This is a genomic window from Streptomyces eurocidicus (assembly GCF_002891295.1).
Classification (GTDB): Bacteria; Actinomycetota; Actinomycetes; order Streptomycetales; family Streptomycetaceae; genus Streptomyces; species Streptomyces eurocidicus.
Genome location: NZ_LGUI01000001.1, coordinates 653,634 through 669,737 on the forward strand (window position 1 = coordinate 653,634; position 16,104 = coordinate 669,737).

Consider the following 16,104-nt stretch of genomic DNA (forward strand, 5'->3'; position numbering starts at 1 on the left):
TCCGCCCCGGACCCCGGTCCTCAATCGCCGGACGGGCTGAAATCAGCCCGTCCGCCAGGAGATCACCGCCGCGGCGTCGGCTGCGCGCTGCTCGCCAGCGTGCCGCACAGGGCCGCCGTCACCTGGCCCGTCGCGTACGGGTCCGTGCCCGCCGGGCCCTCGCCCGTGGGGTGCCGGCCCGCCAGCAGGGGGCGCAGATAGACCTCGTCGTCCGCCGCGCAGGACTCCGGGCCCGCCTGGAGCTGGCTCTGGACGACGGCCAGGTGGTGCTCCTGGAGGCCCTCGCGGTCGAAGCGGAACTTCATCGCCCGCCGCACGGTGAACAGCGACGCCCCGTCCGCGGCCGCCCCTTGCTCGCTGCCCGCCTTCACCGGGCGCAGGGCGTAGACGAAGGTGTGGTCGGAGGAGACCTCCAGGGTCGAGGAGCCCGTCTCGGTCACGGTGAAGACGCCCTGCGTCCTTACGGGGGTCTCGACCAGGGCGACCTGCGCCGGGTCGAAGCGGATCAGCCAGGCGGTGGCCGCGTGCCGCCCGTCGTCGGCGGGGTGGTCGAAGCTGCGGTCGAACTGGTCGAGCTGCTGGGGATCGAGCAGCAGCCGTACGCCGCGCTGCGTCCCGCCCGTGAGCACGGCCGGGTCCAGCGCGGACTTCACGGTGTACTCCTTGGCCGCGGCGAGCGCGGCCATGACCTGGCTCTCGGAGAAGTGCTGGGTGCTGCGCGCGGCCGGAAGGGTGACGCCCTCCTGGCCCAGCCGGAACTGGGCGGCCGGGCTGTGGTCGAAGAGCTCCGCCGCCGGACCGCCGGGCACGGGGTCACGGGGCGCCAGCGGGATCAGGGTGGAGCGCATCGGCTCGGCGACCGGGACGGCCGGGTCCTTGTAGGGGTGGCGCAGGCCCATGTAGACGGCCGTGCCGAAGGCGAGGGCGATCAGGATCACCAGGACGACGACCTGGCGCGAGGTACTGACGCGCGTCCACACACGGCGGTTACGGACGGCGAGGGCGTGGTCGCCCATGCGCTCCTGGGCGGAGTACTCCTGAAGGCGGGCAGCGCGGACAAACGATTCGTCGAAGACGACGGATCGGTACTCGTCCTCCCCGCCTCCAGGGGCGCCTTCGGGCGTCCCCTCAGGAGGGTCTCCAGGCCCGTCCATACCTCAAGAGTAGGTCCGCCGGGCCTTCGGTAAACGCGCTGGTACACGACAAGTTGTGAGGAAAAATCCGACTGCTCGATGCACACATGTCACCGCTGGTCGGCGGGGCCTAGCGGCGGGGCGCCGCGGAGGCCACCGGGGGCTCGGAATCGGCCGAGACGGAGGGCAGGGGGCCGGGCCGCTCGGCCGCCGGGGCGTCCACCCCGGTCGTCGCGGGCGGCGGATCGGAGCTGGGCCGCCCGCCGGAGGAGGCGCTGCGGTAAACGGCGGCGAAGGCGAGGGCCACCACGCCGATGCCCATCAGCACGGCGAGCACCCACGCCACCGGGCGGTGCCAGCGGGGATGGCCGCGGTACGGGCGGCGGGCCGAGCCGTACCGCCCGTACGGACCGTAGGCGTCGTCGGGGTCGAGGTCGTGGGCCAGGGCGTACCAGCCGTCCGCGCGGGTGGCGGAACGGCCGGCTGCCGGGCCGGGGCCGTCCTCGGGGAAGTCGTCGAGATCGAAGTCGTCGTCGGCGGTGCCGCCGCCCGCCCTGGCCCGGGAGGACTCCGCCTCCGCGCGGGCCTGGGCGGCGGCGAGCATCCGCTCGACCGCTGAGGGTTCGTGGACCGCGGCGGACCGCACGAACTCCTCGTCGAAGACCACGGAGGCGAACTCGTCGTCCCCGCTGCGGTTGCTGTCGGGCTCCTCGCCGTCCGGGAACGGCTGGCCCCCCACGTCGTCCGGCACCCGTCCAGCGTAGCCCCGAACCGGTCAATCCGTGCGTCCGGTACGGGAATTCAGCCCGCCGCGGGCCCGCCTCCGCGCACATGGCCGTCGCCCGTGACGATGTACTTGGTCGAGGTGAGCTCCGGCAGGCCCATCGGGCCGCGCGCGTGCAGCTTCTGGGTGGAGATGCCGATCTCGGCGCCGAAGCCGAACTGGCTGCCGTCCGTGAACCGCGTCGAGGCGTTGACCGCGACCGTGGTGGAATCCACCAGCTGGGTGAAGCGGCGGGCGGCGGCCTGCGAGGTGGTGACGATGGCCTCGGTGTGGCCGGAGGTCCACAGCCGGATGTGCCGCACGGCGGCGTCCAGGGAGTCCACGACGGCGGCGGCGATGTCGTACGAGAGGTACTCGGTCTCCCAGTCCTCGGCCGTGGCGGGCACCACGGTGGCCGGGCCGCCCTCGGCCAGCGCGAGGACCCGCTCGTCGCCGTGCACGGTGACGCCGGCCTCGGCCAGCGCGGCCAGCGCGCGGGGCAGGAAGTCCAGGGCGATGTCCTGGTGGACGAGGAGGGTCTCGGCGGCGTTGCAGACGCTGGGCCGCTGGGCCTTGGAGTTGATCAGGATGTCCACGGCCATGTCGAGGTCGGCCTCGGCGTCGACGTACACGTGGCAGTTGCCCGTGCCCGTCTCGATCACGGGGACGGTGGACTCCTCGACGACCGTGCGGATCAGCGAGGCGCCGCCGCGCGGGATCAGCACGTCGACCATGCCGCGGGCGCGCATCAGCTCCCGCACGGACTCCCGGCTCTCGCCCGGGACCAGCTGCACGGCGTCCGCGGGCAGCCCGGCGCCGCCGACGGCGTCGCGCAGGACCCGCACCAGGGCGGTGTTGGAGGCGTACGCGGAGGACGAGCCGCGCAGCAGGACGGCGTTGCCGGACTTCAGGCACAGGGCGGCGGCGTCCACGGTCACATTGGGCCGGGCCTCGTAGATGATCCCGACCACGCCGAGCGGCACCCGGACCTGGCGCAGGTCGATGCCGTTGGGGAGGGTGGAGCCGCGGACGACCTCGCCGACCGGGTCGGGCAGGGCGACGACGTCGCGCACGTCCTTGGCGATGGCCCGCACCCGCTCGGGGGTGAGGGTCAGCCGGTCGATGACGGTCTCGCTGGTGCCGGCCGCGCGGGCGCGCTCCACGTCCTCGGCGTTGGCCTCGACGATCTCCTTGGTCCGGACCTCCAGGGCGTCGGCGATCGCCAGCAGCGCCTCGTCCTTCACCGAGCGCGGGAGTGGCGCCAGATCGGCGGCCGCGGCACGGGCCCGGTAGGCCGCGCGCAGCACCGGGGACTGCGGCATCGGATCGGCGAGGGGGGAGGGGAAAACGCTGCTCATGGCCCGCAGCCTAGCCGCGCCCGGCGCCCGGCCGACGGGCATTCCGGACTGTGGACGCCTTGTCCGGTCCGTGGGCACGGCGCGCGCCTCCGTCGGTACGGGTGCGCGCCGTCGCGGCGGAGGGGCCGGGCGGCCCCGGGGCTCCGTCCGCGATGGCGCGGCACGGCCGGTACGGCACGGCACGGCCGGTACGGCGCAGTCGGCGCCCCGGCTCACCCGGCGCCTCCGGTACGTACGTCCGGCACCCCGGCGCACCCGGCACTTCCGGTACGCCGTCCGACGCCTCCGGTACATCCAGCACCCCCGGTACATCCAGCACCCCCGGTACGTCCGGTGCCTCCGGTACGTCCGGTGCCCCCGGTTGTCCGACGCCCTCCGCAGCTCCGCGCGCCCCCGGCCCGGCCCCGCGCCCCCGCCCCGGCTCGTCCGCCCGCGCCAGGCGCCCCTCGCCGGTCCGTCGGTACGATCCGCCCCGCCCGGGCCCCCGGCCCGGGACGCCCCGGACCCGTCAGAACGGGTGCACCCCGACCGGCGTGGCCGGCAGCGGGCCGTAGCCCTCGGCGACGCGCTGGTGGTAGGTCTCCCGGTCGATGACCTCCAGGCCGACGATCTCCCACGGCGGGAGCCTGGCCGTGGAGCGGTGCTCGCCCCACAGCCGCAGCGCCACCGCCGCCGCGTCGTGCAGGTCGCGCGCCTCCTCCCAGTACCGGATCTCGGCGTGGTCGTCGGCGTAGCGGCTGGTCAGCAGAAAGGGGTGGTCGTTGGCCAGCTGTTCGAGGCCGCGGCGGACCTCCGCCAGCGGGGCCTCGGCGCCGGAGACGCTCAGGGTGATGTGCCACAGCCGGGACACCTCGCCATTGCCCTCCACGGCCGTGGCGGCGGTGCCCTCCGGCTCCCCGCCGTCCGCGCTCTCCCCCCTCTCCATGTGGTCCCGGCCCGCTCCCACGCTGGTCAGTGTGCGCTCCTCCCCCACGGCCCTGCGGGCGTGGGTGGGAGTGCCCCCACCTCGGGGCAGCGCTCCTGGGCGCGCTCGTCTCACCGGCGGCCTCCTGTTGCTCGGTGCTCGGGGCCGCCTGCCCATGACGGCCCCCCGCATCAAAGTTGACCAGCCTCCGGGCGGCCGCGTGGCGGTTTTCCGGAAGGTCCCCATGGAAAGGCTGGACTTACTTCACTCTCGCCCGAGGCTGACGTCCGTCAGCGGTGCAGCACGACCAGGTCGTCCCGGTGCACGACCTCGCGCTCGTAGCCGGGGCCCAGGTCCCGGGCGAGATCGCGGGTGGAGCGGCCGAGCAGCTGCGGGATCTCCGCCGCGTCGAAGGCGACGAGCCCGCGCGCCACGGCCCGCCCGGCCTGGTCCCGCAGCTCCACGGGGTCGCCCGCGGAGAACTCCCCCTCGACCGACGCGATGCCCGCGGGCAGCAGCGAGGCGTTGCCCTCGGTCACGGCCCGTACGGCCCCCTCGTCCAGGGTCAGGGCGCCGCGCGGGGTGGAGGCGTGCGCGAGCCACAGCAGCCGGTCGGCCGAGCGGCGGCCGGTGCGGTGGAAGAACGTGCCGGTCGGGCCGCCCGCGAGGGCGTCGGCGGCCTGGCTGGCGGAGGTGAGGACGACGGGGATGCCGGCCGCGGCCGCGATCCGGGCCGCCTCGACCTTGGTGACCATGCCGCCGGTGCCCACGCCCGCCTTGCCGGCGCTGCCGATGGAGACGCCCGCCAGGTCGGCGGGGCCCGCGACCTCGGCGATCCGCGAGGTGCCGGGGGTGCTGGGGTCGCCGTCGTACAGGCCGTCCACGTCCGACAGCAGGACCAGCAGGTCGGCCCGGACCAGATGGGCGACCAGCGCCGCCAGCCGGTCGTTGTCGCCGAACCGGATCTCGTCCGTGGCGACCGTGTCGTTCTCGTTGACGATCGGCACGGCGCCCATGGCCAGCAGCTGCTCCAGGGTCCGGAAGGCGTTGCGGTAGTGGGCGCGGCGGCTGGTGTCGTCCGTGGTCAGCAGCACCTGGCCGACGCGGCGGCCGTAGCGCGCGAAGGACGCGGTGTAGCGGGCGACCAGCAGCCCCTGGCCCACGCTGGCGGCGGCCTGCTGGCGGGCCAGGTCGCGCGGGCGGCGGTCGAGGCCCAGTGGTGCCAGCCCGGCGGCGATGGCGCCGGAGGAGACCAGCACGATCTCCTTCTCCCCCGCCGCGCCCCCGCCGGCCTTGGCCAGCGTGTCGACGAGCGCGTCAACGCGGTCGGCGTCCAGCCCCCCGCCCGCGGTGGTGAGTGAGGAGGATCCCACCTTGACCACGATCCTGCGGGCGCCCGTCACCTCCGCCCGCGCCGTCGCCGCTGCCCCTGTATCCGCCCCTGCCCCAGTCACGTACGCACACCTCAAGTGATCGCCGGTCGTCTGTCTGCTCCGGCCCGCAAATCTACCGCGCGGACGATTGTGGTCGTTCGGCCCTATTTTGCGATGATTGCCGTCGCGGAAGATTGCTCCCGGACCAGCCGTCGTCATACGGTCGGTAGCTGACCCCTGTCCGGCGCCTGTCCGATCGCAGTCCGACCGCGATCCGGCCACCCGCCCGGCCACCGGTCCCCCACCCCCAGCTCGACCCGCCCTATCCCCCGTTCTCCTGCCAGGAGCCCGCCCAGTGCCTTCTGCCGGAACAGCCTCCCGCCGAGCCGTACAGCTCGCGGCGCTGCTCGCGATGCTGGTGTTCTTCGCCACCCAGCTCGTGGGAGCCCTGCTGCCCAACGTGCCGCTCTTGATCACCGCCTCGGCGGCGGGCCTCGCACTCGATCTCTACCTCCAGCACCGGGACCCCGGTCTGGTCGCCGTGCTCGGCAAGATCCGCTTCGATGTCATGGTGCGGCAGCTGCTGCGCGACATGCTGCTCCTGGTCGGGCTGCTGCGCCTGCACGGCGACGGCTCGCTGCGCGACTACGCACCGGTGTTCGTCGGACTGGTCCTCTTCTACGGTTCGCACCTGGCCTGCCAGGCCACCGCGATCATGGTCCGCCGCAGCCGCACACTGCCCTTCCTCACCCGCAACATCGACACCACCGGCCTGCACCTGACCGCCGCGCCGCCGCGCCTGCTCGGCCGCCAGCACGGCCGCCGGCTGCTGCGCTTCGCGGTCCCGGCCACCGCGGGCCTCCTGGTCACCGCGGGCACCGAGCGGGCCCTGTGGGCCGAGATCGGCATGGGCCTCGCGGTCCTGCTCGGCCTCGGCGGCACCGCCTACCTGGCCACCTGGCTGCGCCCGAAGAAGCGCATCGCGGGCGACCAGCAGGCCCTGGAGTGGCTGGACCGCTGGCTGGCCGACTACAAGCCGACCGTCGGCATGTACTTCTCCGGCGGCACCAGCTCGGCCTACCAGGCCAACATGTGGCTCTCCACCCTCGGCGCGCTCGACGGCAACCCCGTCATCGTGCTGCGCGAGCGGTTCATGGTGCAGAAGATCGACGCGACCGACGTCCCGATCGTGTGCATCCCCAAGGTCGTGCACCTGATGGCGCTGGAGAAGTCCTCGCTGAAGATGATGCTGCACCCCGCGAACTCGGGTAAGACCTCGCAGGTCCTGCGCATGCCGTCGATCAAGCACGCCTTCACCAACCACGGCGAGAGCGACAAGCTCTCCAGCTGCAACCCGTACTCCAAGGCGTACGACGAGATCTGGGTCGCCGGCCCCGCCGCCCGCGAGCGCTACCAGCTGGCCGACATCGGCGTCGACGACCGCGACGTCGTCGAGGTGGGCCGCCCGCAGCTCGCGCCCATCCAGCCGTACGCCGGCGCCCCGGCGGGCGCGTACACCACCGTGCTCTACGCGCCGACGTGGGAGGGCTGGGACGGCAACCCGGGCAACACCTCGGTCATGCTCGCCGGCGAGAACATCGTCCGCGCGCTGCTGGCCGACCCCAAGGTCCGGCTGCTCTACAAGCCGCACCCGATGACCGGCTCCGTCGACCCGCGCGCGGGCCGCGCCAACGAGCGCATCCAGGCCATGATCCGCGAGGCCAACGCCCACCGCGGCGGGGACCGCCCCGGCCCGGAGGCCGCCGCCGAGCTGGCGCGCCGCGCCGCCGAGCTGGACACCCTCACCACCAGCTCCTTCCGGCGCAGCGCCGACGAGATCGAGCGGATGCTGCTCCAGGGCACCCCGGAGAAGGGCCGCTCGGCGCGCGTCGAGTCCGCCACCGCGGCCTGGGAGAGCGCCTACTGGGCCTCGCTGCCGGTCTGGGAGCACCAGATCATCACCTCGGCCCGGCCGGCCCTGTTCACCTGCTTCAACCAGTCCGACCTGCTGATCAGCGACGTCTCCAGCGTCGTCTCGGACTACCTGATCAGCGAGAAGCCGTACGCGGTGGCCAACACCAGCGGCATGGCCGAGGACGAGTTCCGGGCGGTCTTCCCGACCGTCAGCGCCGCCACGATCCTCAGCCCCGGGGCGGAGGGCGTGCCCGCGCTCCTGGCGGCCGTCCGCGCGCCCGGCCGGGACGCCCTCGCGGCGGCCCGCGCGGAGCTCAAGGTCCAGCTGCTCGGCCCGTCCGACCCGCCGTCGCTGGTCCGCTTCAACCAGGCCGCGCTGGCGCTGGCCGCGGAGGCGGACGAACGGCGCGAGCGGATGGAGGCGCGGGCCTCGGAGATCCCGACGCAGCGCGAGGCGGACGAGACGGCGGCCGTCTGAGCCGCGGTCCTCGGCGCGTAAGGGGAAGGCCCCCGGGAGTTTCCCGGGGGCCTTCCCTGTGCGCCCGGGGAGCGCGTGCGCGGGCGTACGGGCCTGTCCGTCACGCCGGAGTGCGGGCCCTGGGGCCGTGAGCGCGTGCGCGGGCGTACGCGGCCTGTCCGTCACACCGGAGCGCCGGCCCTGGGACCGTGAGCGCGTGCGCAGGGGTACGCGGCCTGTCCGCCATGCCGGAGTGCGGACCCTGGACCCGTTGACCGCATGCGCGGAGGTACGCGAGAGGCCGGTCCGCCCGCTGACGGACCGGCCGTCCCTGGCCCGTACGGACCGCGGCCGTCGCGTACCCCCACGGACCGGCCGCCCCGAGGCCGTACGGACCGACCGCCCCTGCCCCGTACGGACCGACCGCCCCGTACCCGCGTGCGCGGGCGTACGGCGGCAGGGCCCGGGCCGTGGGTCCCGCCGGTGTCCCGGTCCCGTGCGCGCCGGGTACGGGAAAGCCCCCGGACCCGGCGCGGACCGATCGGCCGCGCCATGTCCGGGGGCGAGAGGGCCGGGCCCTCACCCGCCTCAGAAAGGCTTGAAGTCGTCGAACTCGCGCTGGGCCTCGTCCCGCTCCGCCTCGCGCTCGCGGCGGCGCGTCGCGGCCGGGCGCGGGGCCTCCAGACGGTGGTCCTCGCCACGGCGGCCGAGCATCTCCGCGCCCGCCATCATGGTGGGCTCCCAGTCGAAGACGACCGCGTTGTCCTCGGCGCCGATGGCCACGCCGTCGCCCGCGCGGGCACCGGCCTTCATCAGCTGGTCCTCGACACCGAGGCGGTTGAGACGGTCGGCCAGGTAACCGACGGCCTCGTCGTTGTTGAAGTCGGTCTGGCGCACCCAGCGCTCCGGCTTCTCGCCGCGCACCCGGTAGATGCCGTCGTCCTCCAGCGTGACCGTGAAGCCCGCGTCGTCCACGGCCTTCGGGCGGATGACGATGCGGGTCGCCTCCTCCTTCGGCTTGGCCGCGCGCGCCTGCGCGATGATGCCGGCCAGCGCGAAGGAGAGCTCCTTCAGGCCCGTGCGGGCCACGGCGGACACCTCGAAGACCTGGTAGCCGCGCGCCTCCAGATCCGGGCGGATCATGTCGGCGAGGTCCTGGCCGTCCGGGATGTCGATCTTGTTGAGGACGACGATGCGCGGACGGTCGTCGAGGCCGCCGTACTGCGTCAGCTCGGCCTCGATGACGTCCAGGTCGGAGATCGGGTCGCGGTCGGACTCCAGGGTCGCCGTGTCCAGCACGTGCACCAGCACCGAGCAGCGCTCGACGTGCCGCAGGAACTCCAGGCCGAGGCCCTTGCCCTGGCTGGCGCCCGGGATCAGGCCCGGGACGTCCGCGATGGTGTAGACGGTCGAGCCGGCCGTGACGACGCCCAGGTTCGGGACCAGCGTCGTGAAGGGGTAGTCCGCGATCTTCGGCTTGGCGGCGGAGAGCACCGAGATCAGCGAGGACTTGCCCGCGCTCGGGTAGCCGACCAGCGCCACGTCGGCGACGGTCTTGAGCTCCATGACGATGTCACGGGACTCGCCCGGCTCGCCGAGCAGCGCGAAGCCGGGGGCCTTGCGGCGGGCCGAGGAGAGCGCGGCGTTGCCGAGGCCGCCGCGGCCGCCCTGGCCGGCGACGAAGGTCGTGCCCTCGCCCACCAGGTCGGCGAGGACGTTGCCCTGCTTGTCGAGGACCACGGTGCCGTCCGGCACGGGCAGGACGAGGTCCTGGCCGTCCTTGCCGGAGCGGTTGTCGCCCGCGCCCGGGGCGCCGTTGGTGGCCTTGCGGTGCGGGTTGTGGTGGTACTCCAGCAACGTGGTGACGGACTGGTCGACGACCAGGGTCACATCGCCGCCGCGGCCACCGTTGCCGCCGTCGGGGCCGCCGAGGGGCTTGAACTTCTCACGGTGAACGGAGGCGCAGCCGTGGCCTCCGTTACCCGCGGCGACGTGCAGCTCGACGCGGTCCACGAAGGTGGTCATTGCGGTTGCCTCCAGATACGTACGGGAATGTCTCTGTACTAACACGCCGAGGGCGGACCGGCTTCCCCGTCAGGAAAAGCGGCCCGCCCTCGGAAAGGTGCTTATGTCGTACCGAAAAGCTGATTACTCAGCGATCGGGACGATGTTCACGACCTTGCGGCCACGGTGCGTGCCGAACTCGACCGCACCGGCCTGCAGGGCGAACAGGGTGTCGTCGCCACCGCGACCGACGCCCGCGCCCGGGTGGAAGTGGGTGCCGCGCTGGCGGACCAGGATCTCACCGGCGTTGACGGCCTGGCCGCCGAAGCGCTTGACGCCGAGCCGCTGAGCGTTGGAATCGCGACCGTTCCGAGTGGACGATGCGCCCTTCTTGTGTGCCATGTCTCAGTCCCTTACTTCGCAGCCGTGGGGATGCCGGTGACCTTGATCGCCGTGTACTGCTGGCGGTGACCAATGCGCTTGCGGTAGCCGGTCTTGTTCTTGTACTTCAGGATGTCGATCTTGGCACCCTTGTGGTGGTCCACGATCTCGGCCTGGACCTTGATCCCGGCCAGCACCCACGGGTCGCTGGTGACGGACTCGCCGTCGACCACGAGCAGCGTGGAGAGCTCGACAGAGTCGCCCACCTTGCCGTCGGAAATCTTGTCAACCTCGACGATGTCGCCGACAGCAACCTTGTGCTGGCGACCACCGCTACGCACGATTGCGTACACGCGGATCTCACTCTCTCGCTGATAATCGGGACCTCTGATGCCAGCCGCTCACACACGGGCCGAGCCCGTGAACATCCGAGTGGACGAGCGGCCTCTCCCTGCCGGAGCAGGGAGGGATTTGCTCAGGGGTTTGGCGTACAGACGCCGATGGACAAGGTTACGGGGCCCGGCCCATCGGGTCAAACCGGAGGTCCGGGCCCCAAACGGGACCCGGACCCCGGTGCGCTCAGTCCTCCGAGGAGGACGCGGCGGCCGCTTCCGCGGCCTTCTTCGTCGTCCGCTTGGCCGGAGCCTTCTTGGCCACCGTCTTGGTGGCGGCCTTCTTCGCGGTCGTCGTCTTCTTGGCCACCGTCTTCTTCGCGACCGTCTTCTTGGCCGCGGCCTTCTTCGCCGGAGCCTTCTTGGCGGTCTTGGCGGCCGTCTTGCGCGCGGTCTTCTTGGCCGGCGCGGCCTCCTCGGCAGCCTCGGTGGCCTCAGCCTGCTCGACAGGCTCCACGACCGCCTCGGTGACCTCCTCGGCCGCCGCGGGCTCCGCCGGGGCCTCCGCCGGGGCCTCGTCGGCCTCCGGACGGGCCGTGGACGGGCTGCTGACGACCACCACGGCCGCCTCGGCGTCCGACGGCGAACCGGCGGGCGCGGACACCCGCCGGGTGGCCCGGCGGCGCGTACGGGCGGGGGCGGCCGGGGCCGCTTCCACCACGGGCGGAGCCACGGGCTCGGCGGGGACCTCGACGGGTGCCTCGACAGGGACCTCGGCCACGGGCGCGGCCTCCGGCTCGGGCTCGGCCACCGGCGCGGCCCGGACCGGCTCCACGACGGTCGCCGGCTCGGCCTCGGGCTCGCGCTCCGCCCGCGGGGCGCCGGCCGGGGCCGTCGCCTTACGGGTCGCACGGCGGCGCGTACGGCCACCGCGCTTCGCGGCGTTCTCGGCCTCGGCCGGGCTGCCGAACCACTCCTCGTCGCCACCGACCGACGGCTGGAGGTCGGCCTCGGCGACCGCGACGGGCTCCAGCTCGGGGGCCTCGGCCTCCATCGCGGACCCGGACTCGACCGGCTCCGCGGCCTCCGTCACGTGCTCGTGGTCGTGCTCGTGCGCCGGAGCGCCCTTGCCCTTCTTCTTGCCGCGCTTGCCGCCGCCACCGCCGCCGATCGACGTCGGCTGGTCCATGTGGACGATCACGCCGCGGCCGTTGCAGTGCACGCAGGGCTCGGAGAAGGACTCCAGCAGGCCCTGGCCGACCCGCTTACGGGTCATCTGGACCAGACCCAGCGAGGTCACCTCGGCGACCTGGTGCTTCGTACGGTCCCGGCCCAGGCACTCCAGCAGGCGCCGCAGCACGAGGTCGCGGTTGGCCTCCAGCACCATGTCGATGAAGTCGATCACCACGATGCCACCGAGGTCGCGCAGCCGCAGCTGGCGCACGATCTCCTCGGCCGCCTCGAGGTTGTTCTTGGTGACCGTCTCCTCCAGGTTGCCGCCCTGGCCGGTGAACTTGCCGGTGTTGACGTCGACGACGACCATCGCCTCGGTCCGGTCGATCACCAGCGAGCCGCCGCTCGGCAGCCAGACCTTGCGGTCCAGCGCCTTCATCAGCTGCTCGTCGATCCGGTACGTGGCGAAGACGTCGACGTCCGACGTCCACTTCTGCAGCCGGTCGGTGAGGTCCGGGGCGACGTGCGAGACATAGCCGTGGATGGTCTCCCAGGCGGTGGCACCACTGACGATGACCTTGGAGAAGTCCTCGTTGAAGATGTCGCGCACGACGCGGACGGTCATGTCCGGCTCGCCGTACAGCAGGGTCGGGGCGTTGCCGCTCTTCGCCTTCTTCTGGATCTCTTCCCACTGCGCCTGGAGGCGCTGCACGTCACGGGCCAGCTCGTCCTCGCTGGCGCCCTCCGCGGCGGTACGGACGATGACGCCCGCGTCCTCGGGGACGATCTTCTTGAGGATCTGCTTCAGACGGGCGCGCTCGGTGTCGGGCAGCTTCCGGCTGATACCGGTCATCGAGCCCTCGGGCACGTAGACCAGATAGCGGCCGGGCAGCGAGACCTGGCTGGTCAGGCGGGCGCCCTTGTGGCCGATCGGGTCCTTGGTGACCTGCACGAGCACGGACTGGCCGGACTTCAGCGCGGTCTCGATGCGGCGCGGGCCGTTGCCCATGCCGAGCGCCTCGAAGTTGACCTCGCCGGCGTACAGGACGGCGTTGCGGCCCTTGCCGATGTCGACGAAGGCGGCCTCCATGGACGGCAGCACGTTCTGGACCTTGCCCAGGTAGACGTTGCCGACGTAGCTGGTGGCCTGCTCCTTGTTGACGTAGTGCTCGACGAGGACGTTGTCCTCCAGCACGCCGATCTGGGTGCGCTCACCGCTCTGGCGGACGACCATGACGCGCTCGACGGCCTCGCGGCGGGCCAGGAACTCGGCCTCCGTGATGATCGGCACCCGGCGGCGGCCCTGCTCGCGGCCCTCACGGCGGCGCTGCTTCTTCGCCTCCATGCGGGTGGAGCCCTTGATGGACTGCACCTCGTCGAAGCCCGTGCCCGGCTCGCGCTCCTCGCGCTTGCGGGGCTCGCGGACCTTGACGACGGTCCGCTCCGGGTCGTCGCCACCGGCCTCGGCCTCGGCACCGTCACCACTGCGGCGACGGCGGCGACGGCGACGGCGGCTGCTGGAGGAACCCGCGCCGGACTCCTCGTCCAGGGCCTCCTCCGGCTCCTCGTCGGCGGCCTCGTCCGGCTCGGCGCCGTCCTGCTCGTCCTCGGCCGGCTCGCCCTCGGCGTCACCGGCCTCGCCACGGCGGCGGCGGCGGCCACCGCGGCGACGGCGGCGGGACGGGCGGTCGCCCTCGTCCTCCTGGGCCGCGCCCTCGGCCTCCTCGGCGCCCTCGGCCTCCTCGCCTTCCTCCTCCTGCTCGGCGGCGGGGCGGGGCGGCCGGGGCCTGCTCGGCGGCCTCGGCGGGCTCGCCGCGGCGGCGGCGACGGCGACGGCCGGCGGGCTGCGCCTGCTCGACGACGGGCTCGGCCGCCTCCTCCTCGGGCTCCTCCTCGGCCGGAACGGCGGCCGCGGCAGCGGCGGCGGTCTCCGGCGTCTGGAACATCGGCTCGGTGAAGACCGGCGCCTGGAAGACGGCGGTCGGCGGGCGCACGGCACGGCGGCGGCCGCGCGCGGGGCGACGGTCTCCTCGGCCGCGCGGCCTCGGCGGGCTCGGCACCGCTCACGGGGCCACGGCGCGGCTGGCCTCCTTGGCGGCCTCCAGCGCGGCCGCGGCGGCCTCGGCGTCACCGGCGGCGACACGGCGGCGCGTACGGCCCTTGGCCGGGCCTCCGCGGCCTCGGCGGGCTGCTCGCCGCCACCGGTGGCCCGGCGGCGGGTACGGCGGCCACGGGCTCGGCGGCGGGGGCCGGCTCCTCCTCCGGGCGGCGGTCTCGGCGACGGGCTCGGCGGCCTGCTCGGTGACGGGCTCGGCCTCGGCGGTCTGCGGGGCACCCGCGGGGGCGGTGGCCTTGCGCACGGCACGACGGCGCGTACGGGCCGGCTTGGCCTCGGCGACCTCGGCGGCGGGCTCGACGGGCTCGGCGACCTCAGGGGTCTCGACGGGCTCGGCGGCGGCCTCGGTCACGGGCTCGACGACCGTCTCGGCGGCCTGCGGGGCCCCGCGGGGCCGTCGCCTTGCGCACGGCGCGGCGGCGGAGCGGCGGGAGCGGCGGCCGGGGCCTCGGCGGCGGCGCCTCGACGACGGCCGGAGCCTCCTCGGCTACGGGCTCGACGGCCTGCTCGGCGACGGGCTCGGCCTCGGCGGCCTGCGGGGCACCCGCGGGAGCGGTGGCCTTGCGCACGGCACGACGACGCGTACGGGCCGGCTTGGCCTCGGCGGCCTCGGCAGCCGGGGCAGCCTCGGCGGCGGGCTCGACGGGCTCGGCCGGGGTCTCCTGGGCGGCGGGCGCCTCGGCGGCCTGCTCACCCTTACGGGGAGCGCCGGCCGGGCGGTGGCCTTACGGTCGCGCGGCGGCGGGGCGGGCCGGGGTGGCCGGCGCCTCGGCGGCGGCCTGCTCGGCCGGTGCGGCGGCGGGCGCGTCCGTCTCCGCGGCGGCGGCCGTCACGGCGGTCTGCGCGGCCTCGGTACCCGCCGACGGCGGGCCGGCGGGGCGGGACGCCGCACGGCGGCGGCGACGCGGCGGCAGTGTGTCGCCGGGTCCGCTGGTTTCGGGGTTGTTGGTGGGCTCAGTGGGTTCGAGCATGCGGGCGGTTCTCCCGTCACGCTCCCGGGCGCCGGGCCTTGATCCGGCCGCGGCACCGCGCGATGCGCGGATACCGCCGTCCGGGGCGTGGGCGCCGCACGGGAGCTGTCGTCTCGCTCGCCGGGGCCGAAGTGGTGGGCACCGGCGAAAGTCTCCTGGTCAATGCGCCTGCCGGACCTGGGTGGCTCCCTGGCGGCGCGGCGGCGCGGCGACGGCCGTCCTTACGCGGGACCTTCCGGCACCTGCGCGGCACCGGCGCTCGGTCCGGCGGCCGTGGTGGTTGTTGCGGCCGGGGAAGCGTCGCGGTCGGGCGCGAGCGGGTCGGTCACCGTGCCGGACTCCTCATCGAGCAGCCCCTGCGCCAGCCTGGTCACCGCAGCGGGGACCGGCGGCGCCAGGTCGGCCGTGGCGCGGAGACCGGACAGGACGTCGTCGGGTCGAACGGCAGGTGTCAAGTGCCGAACAACCAGCCGCAGTATCGCACAGGCACCGACGCCGGGCCTATCGGCCGGACCGTCGAGCGCCTCGAGTCGGGCGACGGCGGCACGCGCGTCGAAGGTGCGCAACCCGTTTTTGGTCCGGCGCTGCACCTCGACGGTCTCCGCGGCGAGGAACGCCGCGACGGCGCGCTCGGCGTCCGCGACCTCGACACCGTCGAGCCGCATCTCCCAGAGGGAAGCCTGCAGCCGGTCGGCGAACGAGGAGGTGTGGGCCTCCACCGCGTCCGTGATGTCGAGCCCGTCCGGCAGCGACTCGTCGAGCAGCTTGCGCAGCTCCTGCGGGTCGCGGACCTCGGCGAGCTGGATCTCCAGGAACTCGGCCTCACTGCCCGTGCCGGTGGGTGCGGCATTGGCGTACGACACCTTGGGGTGCGGGGTGAAGCCCGCCGAGTACGCCATGGGCACCTCGGCGCGGCGCAGGGCCCGCTCGAAGGCGCGCTGGAAATCGCGGTGGCTGGTGAACCGGAGGCGGCCGCGCTTGGTGTAGCGCAGACGAATGCGCTGCACCACGGGTGCGGGGGGCGGGCCTTCGGGCTGGCGCTTACCCAGTGGTCTTGTCCTTCGTGAGTGCGGTCGTACTGCTACCTAGAGTACGTGTCCGGCGGAGGGGTACGTCCCGGAGGGCGCGCGAAAGCCCCGCCGGAGAGCGGCGGGGCTTTGGCGCGGTGGAATCACGCGACCACGGACAGTGGTGGAAGCGGTCCTCCCCCGCACGGGCGGGGGAG

Annotated in this window: 13 protein-coding genes; 1 reads left to right on the forward strand and 12 read right to left on the reverse strand. The window is 74.1% G+C overall.

Annotated features, from left to right (window positions below):
* Positions 1-62 precede the first annotated feature (62 nt).
* The 5 genes from AF335_RS02905 to proB all read right to left on the reverse strand — a co-directional run bounded on the left by AF335_RS02905 (position 63) and on the right by proB (position 5,561).
* On the reverse strand, positions 63-1,154 hold the full coding sequence (locus AF335_RS02905; protein ID WP_102916636.1) for an SCO2583 family membrane protein: 1,092 nt from the start codon (positions 1,152-1,154) through the stop codon (positions 63-65).
* Between the two features lie 109 nt (positions 1,155-1,263).
* Positions 1,264-1,884: an SCO2584 family spore wall biosynthesis protein gene (locus AF335_RS02910; protein ID WP_102916637.1), complete on the reverse strand. Its 621-nt coding sequence runs from the start codon at positions 1,882-1,884 to the stop codon at positions 1,264-1,266.
* A 50-nt stretch (positions 1,885-1,934) separates the two neighbouring features.
* The gene (locus AF335_RS02915) at positions 1,935-3,254 is read right to left on the reverse strand and encodes a glutamate-5-semialdehyde dehydrogenase (protein ID WP_102917011.1); all 1,320 of its coding nucleotides are present in this window, start codon (positions 3,252-3,254) and stop codon (positions 1,935-1,937) included.
* 508 nt (positions 3,255-3,762) lie between these two features.
* Entirely contained in the window at positions 3,763-4,293 is a 531-nt protein-coding gene (locus tag AF335_RS02920; RefSeq protein ID WP_184742999.1) for a hypothetical protein, read from the reverse strand.
* A 155-nt stretch (positions 4,294-4,448) separates the two neighbouring features.
* Positions 4,449-5,561, reverse strand: coding sequence for a glutamate 5-kinase (gene proB, locus AF335_RS02925; protein ID WP_102916638.1), 1,113 nt, complete (start codon positions 5,559-5,561; stop codon positions 4,449-4,451).
* A gap of 325 nt (positions 5,562-5,886) precedes the next feature.
* Between proB and AF335_RS02930 the strand changes: the two genes are divergently transcribed.
* Positions 5,887-7,923 carry a hypothetical protein gene (locus AF335_RS02930; RefSeq protein ID WP_102916639.1) on the forward strand — a complete coding sequence of 679 codons (2,037 nt, stop codon included), beginning with the start codon at positions 5,887-5,889 and terminating at the stop codon, positions 7,921-7,923.
* Positions 7,924-8,490: 567 nt separating this feature from the next.
* Here the strand turns inward: AF335_RS02930 and obgE are convergent.
* The 7 genes from obgE to AF335_RS02955 form a co-directional block, all read right to left on the reverse strand.
* A complete protein-coding gene (gene obgE, locus AF335_RS02935; RefSeq protein ID WP_102916640.1) occupies positions 8,491-9,927 on the reverse strand; it encodes a GTPase ObgE in 1,437 nt (478 codons plus the stop codon).
* Positions 9,928-10,050: 123 nt separating this feature from the next.
* On the reverse strand, positions 10,051-10,308 hold the full coding sequence (gene rpmA / locus AF335_RS02940; RefSeq protein ID WP_087928146.1) for a 50S ribosomal protein L27: 258 nt from the start codon (positions 10,306-10,308) through the stop codon (positions 10,051-10,053).
* Positions 10,309-10,319: 11 nt separating this feature from the next.
* Positions 10,320-10,640 carry a 50S ribosomal protein L21 gene (gene rplU / locus AF335_RS02945; protein WP_087928145.1) on the reverse strand — a complete coding sequence of 107 codons (321 nt, stop codon included), beginning with the start codon at positions 10,638-10,640 and terminating at the stop codon, positions 10,320-10,322.
* A gap of 226 nt (positions 10,641-10,866) precedes the next feature.
* Complete coding sequence (locus AF335_RS02950; protein WP_425329106.1) at positions 10,867-13,791, reverse strand: Rne/Rng family ribonuclease; 2,925 nt, start codon at positions 13,789-13,791, stop codon at positions 10,867-10,869.
* Between the two features lie 64 nt (positions 13,792-13,855).
* On the reverse strand, positions 13,856-14,260 hold the full coding sequence (locus AF335_RS36540) for a hypothetical protein (RefSeq protein ID WP_425329107.1): 405 nt from the start codon (positions 14,258-14,260) through the stop codon (positions 13,856-13,858).
* Positions 14,261-14,633: 373 nt separating this feature from the next.
* On the reverse strand, positions 14,634-14,879 hold the full coding sequence (locus AF335_RS36110; protein WP_211304070.1) for a hypothetical protein: 246 nt from the start codon (positions 14,877-14,879) through the stop codon (positions 14,634-14,636).
* A gap of 221 nt (positions 14,880-15,100) precedes the next feature.
* The gene (locus AF335_RS02955; RefSeq protein WP_087930673.1) at positions 15,101-15,886 is read right to left on the reverse strand and encodes a TIGR03936 family radical SAM-associated protein; all 786 of its coding nucleotides are present in this window, start codon (positions 15,884-15,886) and stop codon (positions 15,101-15,103) included.
* Positions 15,887-16,104 lie beyond the last annotated feature (218 nt).

What these genes read in the sequence shown, in the direction of transcription:
- AF335_RS02905 (WP_102916636.1), bottom strand. Translation starts at nt 1,154, where the DNA reads ATGGACGGGCCTGGAGACCCTCCTGAGGGGACGCCCGAAGGCGCCCCT.
- obgE (WP_102916640.1), bottom strand. Translation starts at nt 9,927, where the DNA reads ATGACCACCTTCGTGGACCGCGTCGAGCTGCACGTCGCCGCGGGTAAC.
- rpmA (WP_087928146.1), bottom strand. Translation starts at nt 10,308, where the DNA reads ATGGCACACAAGAAGGGCGCATCGTCCACTCGGAACGGTCGCGATTCC.
- AF335_RS02915 (WP_102917011.1), bottom strand. Translation starts at nt 3,254, where the DNA reads ATGAGCAGCGTTTTCCCCTCCCCCCTCGCCGATCCGATGCCGCAGTCC.
- AF335_RS36110 (WP_211304070.1), bottom strand. Translation starts at nt 14,879, where the DNA reads ATGCTCGAACCCACTGAGCCCACCAACAACCCCGAAACCAGCGGACCC.